The 16,232-nt window shown below is 47.2% G+C and carries 9 protein-coding genes and 1 pseudogene; 5 read left to right on the forward strand and 5 right to left on the reverse strand.

Going from position 1 to position 16,232, the window contains the following annotated elements; all coding sequences use genetic code 11:
* Positions 1–235: 235 nt before the first annotated feature.
* The 4 genes from QBE55_12055 (at position 236) to QBE55_12070 (ending at position 6,738) form a co-directional block, all read left to right on the forward strand.
* Entirely contained in the window at positions 236–1,375 is a 1,140-nt protein-coding gene (locus QBE55_12055) for an ABC transporter ATP-binding protein (protein ID WZL78241.1), read from the forward strand.
* Positions 1,372–2,958, forward strand: coding sequence for an ABC transporter permease/substrate-binding protein (locus QBE55_12060; GenBank protein WZL78242.1), 1,587 nt, complete (start codon positions 1,372–1,374; stop codon positions 2,956–2,958). The genes QBE55_12055 and QBE55_12060 overlap by 4 nt, the downstream gene beginning before the upstream one ends.
* Positions 2,959–3,109: 151 nt before the next feature.
* Positions 3,110–4,942 carry an ABC transporter ATP-binding protein gene (locus tag QBE55_12065; GenBank protein WZL79938.1) on the forward strand — a complete coding sequence of 611 codons (1,833 nt, stop codon included), beginning with the start codon at positions 3,110–3,112 and terminating at the stop codon, positions 4,940–4,942.
* Entirely contained in the window at positions 4,933–6,738 is a 1,806-nt protein-coding gene (locus QBE55_12070) for an ABC transporter ATP-binding protein (GenBank protein ID WZL78243.1), read from the forward strand. The genes QBE55_12065 and QBE55_12070 overlap by 10 nt, the downstream gene beginning before the upstream one ends.
* Positions 6,739–6,854: 116 nt before the next feature.
* Here the strand turns inward: QBE55_12070 and QBE55_12075 are convergent, their stop codons facing one another.
* Both QBE55_12075 and QBE55_12080 read right to left on the reverse strand, forming a co-directional pair.
* Positions 6,855–11,663: a S8 family serine peptidase gene (locus QBE55_12075; protein WZL78244.1), complete on the reverse strand. Its 4,809-nt coding sequence runs from the start codon at positions 11,661–11,663 to the stop codon at positions 6,855–6,857.
* A complete protein-coding gene (locus QBE55_12080) occupies positions 11,605–12,327 on the reverse strand; it encodes a protease inhibitor I9 family protein (protein ID WZL78245.1) in 723 nt (240 codons plus the stop codon). The genes QBE55_12075 and QBE55_12080 overlap by 59 nt, the downstream gene beginning before the upstream one ends.
* A 394-nt stretch (positions 12,328–12,721) precedes the next feature.
* Here QBE55_12080 and QBE55_12085 point away from each other — a divergent pair.
* Positions 12,722–12,859 (forward strand): annotated as a pseudogene (locus QBE55_12085) (molecular chaperone Hsp90).
* Positions 12,860–12,946: 87 nt separating this feature from the next.
* On the opposite strand, the gene QBE55_12090 reads toward QBE55_12085, so the two are convergent.
* The 3 genes from QBE55_12090 to QBE55_12100 all read right to left on the reverse strand — a co-directional run bounded on the left by QBE55_12090 (position 12,947) and on the right by QBE55_12100 (position 16,210).
* Positions 12,947–13,786 carry a carbohydrate ABC transporter permease gene (locus QBE55_12090; GenBank protein WZL78246.1) on the reverse strand — a complete coding sequence of 280 codons (840 nt, stop codon included), beginning with the start codon at positions 13,784–13,786 and terminating at the stop codon, positions 12,947–12,949.
* Positions 13,787–14,662 (reverse strand): sugar ABC transporter permease, encoded by an 876-nt coding sequence (locus QBE55_12095; GenBank protein ID WZL78247.1) that lies wholly within the window; start codon positions 14,660–14,662, stop codon positions 13,787–13,789. It lies immediately after the preceding gene.
* A 231-nt stretch (positions 14,663–14,893) separates the two neighbouring features.
* Complete coding sequence (locus QBE55_12100; GenBank protein ID WZL78248.1) at positions 14,894–16,210, reverse strand: ABC transporter substrate-binding protein; 1,317 nt, start codon at positions 16,208–16,210, stop codon at positions 14,894–14,896.
* Between the last annotated feature and the right edge of the window lie 22 nt (positions 16,211–16,232).

The following is a 16,232-nucleotide window of genomic DNA, read 5'->3' on the forward strand; positions in this document are numbered from 1 at the left end:
CAAAGATCCGTATGCCTTCCCTTGTATTATGGCATGGGGGGAATATTCTGTCAACGATTCCTCCCGGCCAACATGGGAATTCAGATATATTTTTGTGATAAAAATGGGGGAAACTGCTTGATTTCTTAAATAATAAGGTGTAGCTTATATGGGTAGCTTATATAAGGAAGAACTGTACGGATTCCTGAAAATATCGTAACAAATAATTGCGGAAGCAAAGAGGAGTTGTTTGATCTTGATTCAGTTTGAGAATGTATATAAGTCCTACAAAAATAAGTCCGTATTGCAGAATATCAGCCTGACAGTCCGGACCGGTGAGTTTATGGTATTGATCGGTGCCAGCGGCTGCGGAAAGACAACATTGCTGAAAATGATCAATAAGCTCAATACCATTGATCAGGGAGACATTCTTCTGGACGACGTTTCCGTCACCAAAATGAACGATACAAAAATGCGGCGGAAAATCGGCTATGTGGTACAGGACGGCGGCTTATTTCCCCATATGACGGTCGCCGAGAACATCAGCATTATATTGAAGGTACTGAACGTGCCGAAAAAAAAGCAGGAAGCACGTATTAATGAATTGTTGGAGATGGTGGATCTGGATCCGGATTACCGGAATTTATATCCCAGCCAGTTGTCCGGCGGACAGCAGCACAGGGTTGGAGTCGCACGTGCCTTTGCAGCGGATCCCGGCATTATTCTGATGGATGAGCCTTTTTCCGCACTGGACCCCGTTGTACGTGCGGAGCTGCAGGATGAGATCGTTCGGCTGCAGAAAAAGCTCAACAAAACCATCCTGTTTGTCACGCATGACATGGATGAAGCCATCCTGCTGGCGGACCGCATCTGTATTATTCAGAACGGGCATATTGCCCAATGTGACACCCCGGAAAATATACTGAAGCATCCCGCCAACAGTGAGGTGGCAGATTTTGTCGGTCCCCGCCGGTTGTGGAGCAATCCGGAGTTCATTGAAGCACGGGATATCATGAAAACGGATCCCTGCCGTATTTCAGGGGACCGTACGGTGTTGCAGGCCCTGCAGGTCATGAACCATTATGCCGTGGACAGCCTGCTGGTCACCGATAAACACGAGATTGCAGGAATCGTATGGCTGAGCGACCTTCAGAATTTCAAGCAATATACTTCTTCCCTGAAGGATTTTATCTCCACCGATTTTGTTTCGGTATACGAGGATACTACCCTGAAAAAAATCGTCAACACGATTGACTATAATATCTCGGGCATAATTCCTGTAATCAATCATAAAAAACAGTTGGTGGGATATCTTACCAAAAGCATCCTCTTGTCTTCTCTCAGTAAACAGTATGAAACAACAAGTGTCTCAAATTCAAGGAGTGGAATCATATGAATGCTTTTTTTTCAATGTTTCTGGAACGAAAGGAAGAATTGCTGAACCTCTTTATCGACCATCTGAATATGACTACCATAGCCGTTTTGATTTCCCTGGCCATTGGAATTCCCCTTGCACTGATTATTACAAAGAACAAGCCTCTGGCTGCCATTGTCATCGGAATTGCCAATCTTCTTCAATCCATACCCAGCATCGCATTGCTTGCCTTTATGGTCCCCTTTGTGGGAATCGGCCAGAAGCCGGCGATTATTATGGTTGTCCTGTATTCCCTGCTTCCGATCATTAAAAACACCTATACCGGGATTACGGAAATCGATCCCGAAAAAGTGGAGGTGGCAAACGGCATCGGACTTTCTCCCATGCAGCGGTTGTTCCAGGTTCAGCTTCCCATGGCGGCTCCCTTTATTATGGCCGGCATCCGGATTTCTGCCGTTACCGCCGTTGGTACGGTCACCATTGCTGCTTTTGCCGGAGCAGGCGGACTGGGCTGGTTCATCAACCTGGGACTGAATGCCAACGATCCCAATCTGGTGCTGCTGGGTGCGATCCCCGCTTCCCTCCTGGCCCTGCTGGTAGATTACATCCTGTCCAAAATGGAAGAAGTTGTTACGCCGGAAGGATTAAAGCCTTCCGATCAGATTGTTCTGCAGACACCAAAAAAAATTCTGACAAAGAAGATTGTCGCTTTCGGACTATGCGCCCTTTTGCTGGTGATCCCCATTTATTCCGGGGTTTCTGCTGTGGTACAGCAAGAGAATCGTACCATTGTCGTCGGCAGTGAAAATTTTACGGAAGCCATCATTCTCGGATATTTATATAAGGATCTGATTGAAACGGACACGGGTATCAAAGTCGAAGAACGGTTCAATCTGAACGGCTCTCCCCTGGCTTTTGCTGCATTGAAGCGCGGAGACATTGATATGTTTACGGATTATACGGGCATTGCTTCCACGATACTGTTGAAGCTGCCGCTGGAAACGGACACGAAAAAGGTATATCAGGACGTAACAACACAGATGAAAAGCAAATACAATGTCCTGGTCTCGAAGCCGTTGGGATTCAGCAACGAATATGTCATCAGTGCCAGTCCGAAGTCAGCGGAAACCTATCATCTGGAGAAGCTGTCGGATTTGGTCGAACAGGCGCCTCAGCTGCGTTTTGGCTGTACCACTGCCTTTTCCCAACGGGAAGACTGTCTGCCGAAAATGGAAAAACAATTTGGAATCCGTTTCAAGGATGTTCTGGGCCTGGAGGGAAACATCCGTTATCAGGCAATCAATTCTGACAAAGTCGATGTAACCGATGCCTATTCCACCGACGCCATGACGGTAAAGGTAAAACTGGTGCCGCTGAAAGACGATCTTGGTTTCTTCCCGCCTTACGAAGCCATCAATCTGACAAGAAAAGATTTATACAGCAGATATCCGGAAGTTCGTCCGGTCCTTAAGAAATTGGAGCATGCCATCACCACAAAAGAAATGGCAGAGATGAACTACGAAGTGGATGTGGAAGGCAAAAAGGCCAATATTGTCGCTCATGAATTCTTGGAGAAAAAAGGTTTGCTGAAAAAATCAGAATAAATGCTTCCCTATCCTTTGTATATTCCTTGACTTATCGTAAAATGTTGAGTTGATAGGAAAGAATGATTTCTCATTGATTGCAGGAATCATTGATTACAGGAATCAATGAAAGGAAGGAACATTCCAAAGGGGGATTTTTTTGTTACATCAGATGCTGTCATACTTCAAAGGTTATGCAAAGGAAAGCATATTGGCGCCTTTGTTCAAGATGCTGGAGGCTTTCTTTGATTTGCTGGTGCCGTTTGTCATGGCCTCCATCATCAATATCGGCATTTCCAATCAGGATACCGATTTTATTCTGCGGCGATGCGCCGTATTGGTCCTACTGGGAATCGTAGGGCTGATCAGTAGCATTACCGCACAATATTTTGCTTCCAAAGCTGCAGTTGGATATGCCGCTGCCTTACGCCACTCTCTTTTTCATCACATACAGACCCTTGGATTTTCGGAAATGGATTGTCTTGGCACAAATACGCTGATTACCCGCATGACCAGCGACGTCAATCAGATGCAGAACGGTCTCAACCTCTTTCTGCGCCTGTTCCTGCGCAGCCCGTTTATCGTGTTTGGCAGCCTGGTCATGGCATTCCGGATCAACCGGGACGCTGCCATGATATTCGTCGTGGCCATTCCCCTGCTGGCGGTTGCCGTTTTTGGCATCATGCTGGTTACCATACCCCTTTATAAAAAAGTCCAGGAACAGCTGGATCAGGTCCTGGGAATCACACGGGAAAATCTGACGGGAGTCCGGGTCATACGAGCCTTTACCAAAGAGCAAAGTGAAGTTAACCGCTTTGAAACGGCAAATTCCATCCTGACCGCCCTGCAAAAGAAGGTCGGCCGCATTTCCGGATTCATGAATCCCATCACCTATGTGATCATTAACCTGGCGATTCTTGCCGTACTGCACACCGGCGCCGTTCATGTGGGCATCGGCGACCTCAGGCAGGGAGATGTCATCGCCCTGGTCAGTTATATGGGGCAGATTCTCATTGAACTCATAAAACTGGCCGATCTGATTATTCAGATGACAAAAGCAGCTGCCTGTGCAGGAAGGGTTTCTTCTGTGCTGCATACAAAGCCCGGCATGGAATTTGCTGTTGCGGGAAAGTCCGGACATATGGAGCGAAAAGCAAAGGATACTGCCCATCCGGCAAATGCGGCAAATCAAAAAAATAGCGCTGCAGATGCGTCAGATCAGAAAAGTATACCAACGGATAAGGAAAGATGGAATAACGCGGTACGCTTTGAACAGGTATCCCTCACCTATCCTCTGGCAGCCGGAAAAAGTCTGAAGGATATCAGCTTCTGCGCAAAGAGCGGACAAACAATCGGCATCATTGGCGGGACAGGAAGCGGGAAATCCAGTCTGGTGCATCTGATTCCCAGATTTTATGACGCGACATCCGGGGATGTCCTGCTCTTTGGCAGATCCGTAAGAAACTATTCAAAAGAAGAATTGCGCCGGCTGACAGGCATTGCCCTGCAGAAGTCCATACTGTTTCAGGGAACCATCCGATCCAATCTCCTGTGGGGAAAGGAAAATGCAACAGAGGAGGAGCTGTGGCAGGCACTGCATGTGGCACAGGCGGAGGAATTTGTCAGGGAAAAAAGCAAAGGACTGGACGAACCTGTGGAACAGGGCGGGCGCAACTTATCCGGAGGACAAAAGCAGCGTCTCACCATAGCCCGTGCCCTTGTGAAAAATCCGAAAATTCTCATTCTTGACGACAGCACCAGTGCACTGGATTATACGACCGATGCCGCTTTACGCAGGGCCCTTCGCAATCTGCCTGTGGAAATGACCACTTTTATCGTGAGTCAGAGGGCTTCCAGTGTCCGGTATGCCGATCAGATTCTGGTCCTGGAAGATGGTTCCCTGGCGGGCATCGGGACCCATGAGAAGTTGCTGCGGTCCTGCAGGGTTTACCAGGAAATATACGAAAGTCAATACAAAAAAGGCGGGAAGCAGGAATGCCGTTAAGACCCATAAAAGATAAAAGAAAAGCCGGAAAGAGCAGAAATGCAGAGGACAGTGAAAATACCTTGAGTCCATTGAAACAAATCCGCAATTTGCTCTCTCCCTACAATGGATTTGTGATTCTCAGCATCCTTTTTGCGATGGGGAGCGTTGCTACCCAGCTTTATATCCCTATTCTCACTGGCCGGACAATTGATTTCATGCTGGGACCGGATCATGTCGATTTTGATGCGATCGTTCCCATTCTGTTACAGATTGCTGTTACCGCTTTCGTATCCGCCGTCTCCCAATGGATCCTCAGCATTTGCAACAATCATATTACATACTGCCTGTCCCGGGACCTGAGAAACCAGGTGATGGCAAAAATCCAGTCGCTGCCGCTTTCCTATCTGGACTCCCATTCCACCGGGGATTTGCTGAGCCGCATGATTGCAGACATCGAAACATTTTCCGATGGCATCCTGATGTTGTTTACGCAATTGTTCACAGGAGTCCTTACCATCCTGGGGATCATCGGTTTTATGCTGTCCATCCAGGTAACCATTACGCTTGTTGTGATACTTTTAACTCCGCTCAGTCTGATTGTCGCAGCATTCATTGCCAAACACAGCCATCGGTATTTTCAGGGTCAGAGTCGGATGAGGGGAAAGCAGACTGCATTGATCAATGAAATGGTGGAAGGCCAGAAGGTGGTGCAGGCCTTTGGCTATGAAGACAGAAGTCAGAAAAGCTTTGACAACATCAATAAGAAGCTGCAGAAGGTTACTTTGAAGTCCGTATTTTACAGTAGTATCACCAATCCCGCCACCCGTTTTGTCAATAATATCGTTTACGCCGGGGTTGGATTGATTGGCGCGCTGTCTGCAATCCACGGAGGTTTATCCATCGGACAGCTGAGCATCTTCCTGAACTATGCCAATCAGTATACCAAACCATTCAATGAGATATCCGGGGTGGTCACCGAACTGCAAAATGCGCTTGCCTGCGCAGCCCGTGTTTTCGAATTCCTTGATGAAAAAGACCAGATTCCGGAAGTCCGGCATGCAGCAGCGCTGAAAAGTGACGGCCATGTCACGGCAGAAAATGTCTCCTTCCGCTACCAACCCGATCAGGAACTGATCCGGGACTTCACTCTGGACGTACAGCCAGGGCAGCGCATTGCCATTGTCGGTCCGACAGGAAGCGGGAAAACGACCCTGATCAATCTTCTGATGCGTTTTTATGATGTGGATACCGGCCGCATCATCGTTTCCGGAAAGAATATCCAGGAGGTTACGAGAGCTTCCCTGCGAAACAGCTATGGTATGGTTCTGCAGGATACCTGGCTGAAAACCGGAACCATAAAAGAAAATATAGCCTACGGAAAACCGGATGCGACGGAGGAGGAAATTGTGGAGGCAGCCAAAACAGCCTATGCCCACAGCTTCATTCAACGGCTTCCGGACAGATATGATACCGTGATTTCAGAAGATGGTGCCAGCATCAGTCAGGGACAGAAACAATTGCTTTGTATCGCCAGAGTCCTGCTCTGCCTTCCTCCCATGCTGATTCTCGATGAAGCGACAAGCAGCATCGATACACGGACGGAAATGAAAATTCAGTCTGCCTTTGCCTATATGATGCACGATCGGACCAGTTTCATTGTTGCCCACCGACTGTCCACCATCCGGGAAGCGGATGTGATCCTGGTCATGAATCACGGACGCATCATTGAGCAGGGAAAACATGAGGAACTCCTCAGGAAAAACGGCTTTTACGCCAATATGTACAACAGCCAGTTTGAGGGATCCGAAAATTAGAAACGCCTGAAAAAAATCCCGCCTCTGTGAACTGCAGGGACGGGATGACATGTATCTGTATCATTAGGTTATTTCATTGGATTGTTATATTTTTTTGAAATTGCGTTGGCTTTTTATCACTTTCCAGGTTTTTTGGGCTTGAGCGGATTCAGCTTTTCCTTGCCGGATTCCACCACATGGATCCTGCCCGGCGCTGTGGCGGTTGCCTTCTTTCCATCCGCATCGGTATAAGTCACTTCAACCATCAGCCCATTGGCTTTTGTATTCTGCGGGGCTGTCCATGCTCCTTCATAATACCCCGGAGTGACTTCTCTCATGTTGGATGCGGCAGGTTTCAACGCGCTGAGTCCCGGGAATACCATCCGAAAAGATGCGGAACCGCCTTTCCCGCTGCGGAAGCTCACGGTAAGCTGTTCTCCTCCCTTCAGGGTAACATCCTCAGAAGGCTTCAGATCCCGTATCGCATTTTCGTCCACACCAACCTGTATCTTTCCTGCTGCCTCAGCGGTTACGGTATTTCCGGCCACGTCCATAAACTCTGCTTCCACGACCAGACCGCTAATGCGGGCATCCGGTGCGGTCCATTTTCCGACATAGTACCCGGCTTCCACTTCTTCCATGGCAAGCGAACGATTTGACTGCGTGGCAGCACTGCCGGGAATCAAAATACGAAATCTTCCCTGTCCGCCCGGCTCACTGTGAAAGCTTACCGTCAATTCCCCTCCTCCAGGCAGATACATATCTTCTGAAGGCTCCAGATCGGTTATCACCGGCGCATCCTTTTTCACAACAACACGGACCGTGGATTCCGTCTGATTTCCTGCCAGATCATACGCCCGGATATGAAACAGATTTTCGCCTTGCTGAACGATTTTTTCCGCATGAAAGGCTCCATTCGTAACTTCAACGGCCTCGTCATTTATTTCCAGTTTTCCGAAATGGTCATCCGAAACCGTTCCGGTAACATCGACCACTCTATCCTTTGTAACCAGGCCATCTTTTGGGCTGATAACCATAAGCTCCGGAGCGATCTTATCCTTTATGACGGTCTTGCCGGCAGAGGGCTCTGTTTCCTTTCCGCTTAATTCGGCGGTTGCCGTGATCAATGTTTCGTCTTCCGGCAGGACAACTTCTTTATGAAACTTCTTTCCTTCGGAATTCACTTCTCCGATCCGGGCCCCATTGCCATAGATGTTTACCTTGCTGTCTGCTGTTACGGTTCCTTCCACCACAACGGAATCCTCATTGGTATAGCTGGTATCCTCAAGGTTGCTGATTTCAGGAGTTCCAACCGAGTATTCCATTCTTGCCCGTATCATCAGACCTCCGGTTACATCTTCCTCTTTGATGGGGGTAAAGGTGTCACCGGAATACAGATAGGATCTTTCCGCGTATGGGCTGGATTCATCGATACCCGTCCCCGGAGAGAGAGTCCCCACATCCGTCTGACAGGTCGCAATGAAGAAATCCCGGTCCGTTGAAAATCCAAATTCCGACAAATCGATATTATTCCATTCGCCCCGTACAACATCCACGATCTTCGGTTGGACATCCAGCTTAACGGGGTTTCCGTCCGCATCCGAATCGTACAGGGTGATACCGATCTTTGAACCGCCCGGAGTCGGCCAGTCATTTCCCCAGAAGAAAATATTGGCTCCCTTTACCAGGCCAAATTGTGCCGGGGTAACCCGAATGGCCAGTCCGTTTCCGGCTGCATTCAATACCAGTGCGTTTTCCCCTGTTCCGTCATCATACGCGATTTCTTCTTCATAGCCTATAAACCGCTTCAGAGGTATTTCCGTTTCGACGGTTTCCTTCCCCACCACGGCAACATGAATCTCTCCGGGTTCAAAACCATCTGCCACCGCCTTGAGCGTATATTCCCCTTCATAAATATCCGGGATGGTAAACTCTCCGTTTTCATCCGCAGTGGCAACCGGTACTCTGGGATCCTCCAGCACCCGTACGGTCGCATTTGCTGCGGGATCGCCGGAATATCGGTCCACAACCCTTCCGGTTATGGTTCCTTTCGGAATTGCCTCCAGGACAAAGTTTGTTTTAACCGTCTGGTTTTCGTTTAAATGAATCTTTGTTTCCGCCGGATAAAATCCATAAGCCTCCGCCTTCAGGGTCCAGCTCTCATTTCCCTTGCCGGCGGCATGTTTCATCTGAAATCTTCCGTCTGCCGGATTCGTTTTTACGCTTCTTCCCGTCTCCAGGACCGTCACGGAAGCGTCCACAGGCAATCCCGCTGTTACGGAAGAAGGGGAGGATACCTTCTGATCCGGTATGGTTTTATATTTGTCTGCTTTTGTCTTTTGCATTGCCTTCAGATCAAGCTGGAATGGCTTCACTTCGGATTCTTTTTTCGCAGAAATTGAATCCGCATTCAGTCCGGCCCTGATCTTTCCTTTTGGTTTGTCTGTTTTGGCTGCCTTTCCCGCCTCTCCCGATGCATCAATCAGAACATAATCGAGATACCAGCCGGCTTTGGATACGGAGCTGTCACTGGTCAGCAGGAACCGGACTTTCACTGTTTTCCCTGCATAAGAGGAATCCAACGGAATTTCCAGGTCTGCCCATGCCTTTCCGTCTCCTGTCAGGTAGTCCCCGGGGGCGATGTCTGCCCACTCCGACCAGTTCTCTCCATCCTGTTGGGCGATCTGGATGTAACCCTTATCATATCGATTCTCCAGTTCATACCACTGCCCAATGGCTAAAAAGCAGTTTTCTTCCGGCAGTTGGATTTCCGGAGACTTTATCCAGCAATTGCTGTTGCCGACATAATTGCCGGAAAGGCCGGTGGCCCAGACTTTTTCCCCATAAAATCCGGCTTCCGGACCGGATGTGGGAACGCCCCATTCCCAGGTGTTATTCTCGCCGCCTGTCGTGAAGTCTCCGTTATCCTCCTTAAAATCGGCCAGGAAGATATGGTCTCCAAAGGCCGGCACTTCTACTGCCAACGAAGATGACAATTCGCTTTCGTTCCCCGCAAAGTCGCAGGCCGAGACTTTGTAATAATAAGCCGTTTCCGGAGCAACATCCCGATCCCCATAGGAGGTGCCGTCTGTTTCTCCCAACAGGTCATAATCGCCGGCTTCCGCATCGGAGCGGTAAACCCGATAGTTCTGAACATCGGCATCCAATACCGCATCCCAGTTCAGGGTTACCCCGTTCAGGCGGAATTTGCCGTTCACGTTTGCCGGTGTGGCGGGCGATATGTTGTCCGTCGCGATCAGTTTCGCATCGTCCAGATACCAACCTGCTCTTTGATCGCTGGCATCCGTAGTCATCCGAAATGCCAGGAATACTGGGTCCTTTGATCCGATATAGGGATTCAGATCAATCAGGATTTCCTTCCATTCGGTCTGGGTGCCGGTATAGACTGGCCCTGCCTGGGTCCACGTCTCACCGTAGTCATTTGTTACATAGACAAATCCTTTGTCAAAATTATTTTCCATGTCGTACCACTGACTCACCCGAAATTGTGCAAAGGTCAAATCAGGATTTCTCAAATCCAGTGGTACCGACAGCAAAACACTGTCTCCGCTGTTGGAATAATTTCCGCCAAGATTGGTGCCGATCAGCTTCGTTCCGCTCAGCGGGGCCGGTCCCACGCTTTCCGCAGGTTCTCCCCATTGCCAGTCTCCATCCATCACCCATCCTGTCGGATAAACTTCAAAATCCGTCTCATACTGATCCGGGACGACACCGAATTTCACTTTTACCTGATATCCTTCCGTAGCCACCACATTGCCGTCATAATCCCTTGCCTTGATTTTATAGGTAAACCCGGGCTGTTCGATGACATCAGCAGGAACCGTACCGGTATAGGTTCCCGACTTATGATCTCCTGCTGTTCTCGTCATCGGTAATGTGATCCAATAGAATTTTTCGGTTCCCTTTACCAGCAGCTCCGTATCCACAATCGAAACATCGTCGGAAATTTCTGCCTGGATTTCGATATCAGAACCCAAATAAGCATCAAATACCTCCTGCTCATGGACGATAACGGGATTCTCCAGATCCTGCCCTTCCGCCAATACCTTTCCTTCTATTGTTCCGGCCCCGCCTGCCACACTGGATACTGCTTCAAATGCATCGACCAGGCCATAACCATATCCGTTGTTCGGATGGCCGGAATCGTTGGCATCTTCCAGAGGAGTTGCCGTATCCTTCAACAGGTCTTCCACGTCTTCCACGGAAAGGGAATGGTTGGCGGACAAGACCAATGCTGCTGTTCCCGTAACTGCCGGTGCGGACATGCTTGTTCCGCTCCATCCACTTTCATACCCTCCCGGTACGGAGGAACGGATATTCACCCCGGGAGCAGAAACTTCCGGTTTCAGATTGTCATAAGGCCCCGGCCCTCTTTGTGAAAAATCTGCCTTTTTATTGTTGTTGTCCAAAGCTCCTGCGGCAAAGCTTTCCGGATAGTTTGCCGGCGAACTCACGGAAGCCGGAGGTGCCTGCTTTCCCGGTTCTTCATTCCCGGCTGAAAAGACCGGCAGGATTCCGGCGGCTCTCCAGTTTACAACAACAGAGCGGAACCATTCGTCCATGCCCGGTCCGCCGCCCCAGGAATTGTTGATAATATCCGGCGCCGCTTCGGGGTCCCCGCCTGGCGCCATCATCCATTCTGCCGCTTCCAAAATATCATCGTCATAACCGCCGATTGGCGAGAAAGCCTTTGCAGCGATCCACTTTGCTCCCGGCGCTGCTCCCACCTTATTGCTCCCATCCGGCTCCTGGCCAAGGATGGTCCCCAAAACATGGGTCCCATGAGGACTGCTTGCATCGTCATTGGGCAGAGCAGATCCGTTAACCGCGTCAAACCAGTTCCCGTCCGGATTCGGACTGCCGGGATCATCCGGAAGATATCCCCTCCATTTTCCCCTGAAGAGCCGGATGCTGCCATGTCGCACCGGAATCGATGGTACCCACTACAACTCCTGTTCCATCCACTCCAAGATCCCATGCCGCATCCGCCTTGATTCTTTCTATATTCCATTCTACCCCGTTTGCATTTGCCTGAATTTTGGATTTGTTGATCTCAGGCTTGTCCAGCTTGACGATTTTATTTTCGTATATCTTTTCCACTTCACTGAAATACGAAATATCTTCCAGGACATCCTTCGCTGCCTTTACATAAACCACATTGACAATATAGTACGCTTTATACTCCTTTACTTTTCCTTTGCCTTTCTGCTGTGACAGATACTTCACCAGATTGCGCTGCGTATCTTCCGCATTATCCTTCAGCGCATTGATGACTGCTTTTCTTACTTCGGTTTTCGCTTTATTCGGAGTCAGTGCCGAAGAGAGTTTGGTCCTGGCTTCCCTGGCCGCCTCTTCCCCGTTTGTCTGACTTTTCAAATAAACAATCGCCTCTCCATACTCCCCATCCGGAAGGGAATCCACCCAGTTCCGATCCATCTTTTTGGCAGATTCCTTACGGAGCTGGTCCTTCGCTGTGGACAACGGCGCAGACCGGACACTGCCTGCCGCAAAAGCGGGGAAGGAACTGATCAGCATCAGCAGAAACAATCCGACTGCAATTGCTTTTCGTGCCTTTCTTTTGAGAACCATCTTTCTATCACTCCTATTTTTATTTAAAAGACATCCGCCAGTTGTTGATGCGTCCCCCTCCCCCTCTTATTTGGCGATTATCCTTTATTGCAGATTTCTGCGGATATAGGGATTGCTGTTTTATTTATGCATATATTGTTATATATATTAGCATCAGTAAATTTATAAGTCAACATATATTCCTAGTTATGTATTGTTTTTCTTTACTGTATATATTTTATATATATTGTATTTTAATGTATTAAAATGGGCTTTTGTGTCGAATAGTAAGATATGAGAATTCCCCATGCGCCGAATACTTACCATTTAAAATCGCATCCAGAAATTCCTTTCCACCCGGTTCCAAGAAAGGAATCTCAATCGTGGATCAAAAAGTATTGGAAGATACAGTTAGGTCTTTGGAGCGGACACCGCCAGGAATATGGCAGATCACGCAAAGGAGATACGGTCTGCCGGAGCGAAATATTGTGATTGTCCGGCTTGTTCCGCTGCTAAAGCGATTCTTGAAAAGAAGGATCTCCTTCTCAAATAGGAATCTTTTGTAAGGAAGGCGAAAAGCATATCACCAAAATGCTGAAACGGGCGTCTGTCATAAAAAAACAGGCGCCTGTTCCTTTCATCACAATTTTATAGCACCTGCGGCGACACCCTTTATAATGTACTTCTGTGCAGCCAGGTAGAACAAGATTACCGGGATTATCGTTAACAGTAAACCAGCCATTGCCAGGTTCCATTCAATGGTAAACTGACCAAAGAAGGAAGCCGTTGACAATGGAATCGTGCGCAGTCCTTTATTGGAAAGTACCAAAGACGGCAGTAGATAATCATTCCAAATCCATATCACATCCAGGATTGCAATTGTTACTGTGGTAGGCTTTAGAATTGGGAACACGATCAGCCAAAACACCTTAAATTTATTACAACCGTCAATAGTAGCCGCCTCCTCCAGGGAAACCGGAACGGATTTTATGAATCCATGATATAGGAAAACTGCCATACTGGCACCAAATCCTACATTCATATAAATGAGACCGCCCAACGAATTCAACATTGGCAAATGCAGTGTATCCCTTATCCAACCCATCACTTGCATTAATGGCATCATAATGGTCTGAAATGGTATGATCATCGTAGCGACAAATATGATAAACATGGTTTTACTCAATCTGTTGTTGTTCCTGACCAACATCCAGGCGGTCATTGATGCCAAAATAATTATGATTCCAATAGAAATCACAGTAACCATCAATGAATTGCCAAAGGCTACTGACAGGTTCATCTTTCTCATGGCAGTTGCAAAGTATTCAAAAGAAAAACTCCGTGCAGGCGCCAACATATTTTCATAAAGCTGCTGACGGTTTTTAAATGAATTCACGATAACGATATAAAGTGGAAAAAGCCAGATACAGCAAAAAGCAATGGCAAGTATTTCGCCGATCATTCCAATAGCTTTTTTCATTTACATCTCCACCTCTCTTTTCTTGGTAAAGGAGACTTGCATCAAGGTAATAATGGCAACTGAGATAAAGAACACAATAGCTTTCGCCTGCCCATAACCAAAATGATTGAGAGAAAAAATCTCATTATAGATATTCATCGCCATCATCTCTGTTGCATTGTTGGGCCCGCCGCCAGTCAGGGAAAAGTTAATATCAAATATTTTAAAGCAATTCGACAGCGTCATAAACAGACAAATAGTGAAGGAAGGCATCAGCAAGGGAAACTTGATATGAAACAATGCCTGCCAATAACCTGCTCCGTCTACTTTTGCAGCTTCAATCACATCCTCCGGCAAGGATTGAATTCCGTTTATATAGATGATCATAATATATCCGGCCATTTGCCAGGTCGCTACAACAATCATGGCTGCAAGGGCATATTTCGGGTGAAGCAGCCAGCTGAAGAAAAAGTGATTCAAACCGGTCAGATTGCCAATGGACTGAAAGACATCGGTGAAAATGAACTTCCATATATATCCGAGAATTAATCCACCAATCAGATAGGGAGTAAACAGCATGGATCTCGCCGCATTTTTCACCCTGAGCTTTCCCGTGACCGACAAGGCAAAAGCAAGGCCGATCACATTAATAAGGAGTACCGAGATCAAGGAAAAAGTCAATGTATGTCGGGCGGATTCCATAAATCTCTTATCAGAAAACAGGTTCATAAAATTTTCAAAGCCCACAAATGTTTTTTCATTTAATGGCATCCCATCCCAGGATATAAAAGAATAGCCGATGCCAATCAGAAAGGGTATGATAACCACTGTTGTAAATACAAATACCAAAGGCAGTACAAACAAGGCATACCATGCCTTGTCGCTTTTCCTTTTCATTTTTATTGTGGCAGGAAGACTCCAACTTCTGCAAGCGCAAACGGGAAGGAGTTGCCACTTTTCACCTCCTATAGCATGTTTCCTCTTCAGGCTTATTACAATTCGTTTTGGCAAGGTACATTCATCCATAAAGCGGGAAAAGCCGCAGAAATTCAGCATTGATTTATCCATCATACAAAATGCTGAATTTCTGTACAATTTTTTAAACTCCAGTGTGTTTTCTGAAATTATCTATTTACCTGCCTGCACAAACGCATCGGTCAGTGCCTCAAGGAACTCTTCCCCTGTCATTTTCGTAGTAAAAAACTTCTGTGTTGCTGGTACCAGATATACGTCAACAATACCGGCAGGCCAGTGATTCATAGGCCAGGAAAGAATTTCCCCGGAATCAGCATAGTCGGATACGGACTGAGACAGAGGGTCCAGATGCGGATTTTCCATACCGGTTACCACAGGAATAAATCCGAATTCCTCCATCAGATATTTCTCACCTGTTTTACTTGTATACAGCCAATTTAAAAGATCTTTTCCCGCTTGTATTTCTTCCGGAGATGCCTGTGAATTCACATACCAACAAGTGGGCACGCTGACCGCAATCTTATCATTTCCGGCTATTGGAAGTGGCATAATACCCATCTCAAAATCCGGATTATAATCCTTGAACATGTTATAGCACCAGTTCCCCTGATGAATGGATGCAGCCTTTCCGGTCGCAAAGTCACCGGTTTCCTGATCGTAATTCACTTCCAGAGGATTCCTGGTATATTCCCGTATCGCCTCCATGAATTCAGCAAATTCCACAAACTCAGGAGTATCCTTCATCCGGACTTTTCCTGCGACCAGTTCATCGATATATGCTTTAGGATCTTTCTGTAAAGCAAAAGGAGTATTCAGGATATGTCCTATCAAAAAATAACTTTCCTGGGATAAACTAAAGCCATTGATTCCAGCCTTCTTTTGTTCCTGTAGCATTTCCACAAACGTATTGTAATCTGTAACTTTGGAAGCGTCCACAAGAGATTTGTTATAAACCATACCGAAACCTTCCATTGTGTAGGGAATACCTACTACCTTACCGTCTTTTTCATCTGCCATGTTTTCTGTAATTTTCTCAATAAAGGATAAATCACTCAAATCCGTCAAATACGCTTTTAATTCTTCTGATTCTGCTCCCGGAGCAAGAGAAAACACAGTAGGTCCCTGTTTATTGCCCAGTTTTATCTTCAGCTGCTGCAGATAATCATCACCTGTTGTCCCCCATACCTCGGCCTGAACACCCGTCTCTGACTCGTAATCCTTTGCCATAGCTTCCAGTTGATCCGTTATTTCCACCTTTGACTGGAATACGACGATTTTTTTGGCCGCCTTCAAGTCTTTATCGGTTTCATTTGATTTTTTTGTTGCTTCCGGGATAGTCTCTGAAGAACTGTTTCTTGAATTATTGTTAGCCCTGGATTGTCCGCCGGAAGATCCACAGCCCGTCAGGATCATACTGAGCATCAGAGCAAGAACCAGTAAAGTCCTAATTTTTTTTACCTTCAATTTCATGAGGCACCCTCCCAAAATAAAA

This window comes from Eubacteriales bacterium mix99 (assembly GCA_038396605.1).
Classification (GTDB): domain Bacteria; phylum Bacillota; class Clostridia; order Caldicoprobacterales; family DTU083; genus UBA4874.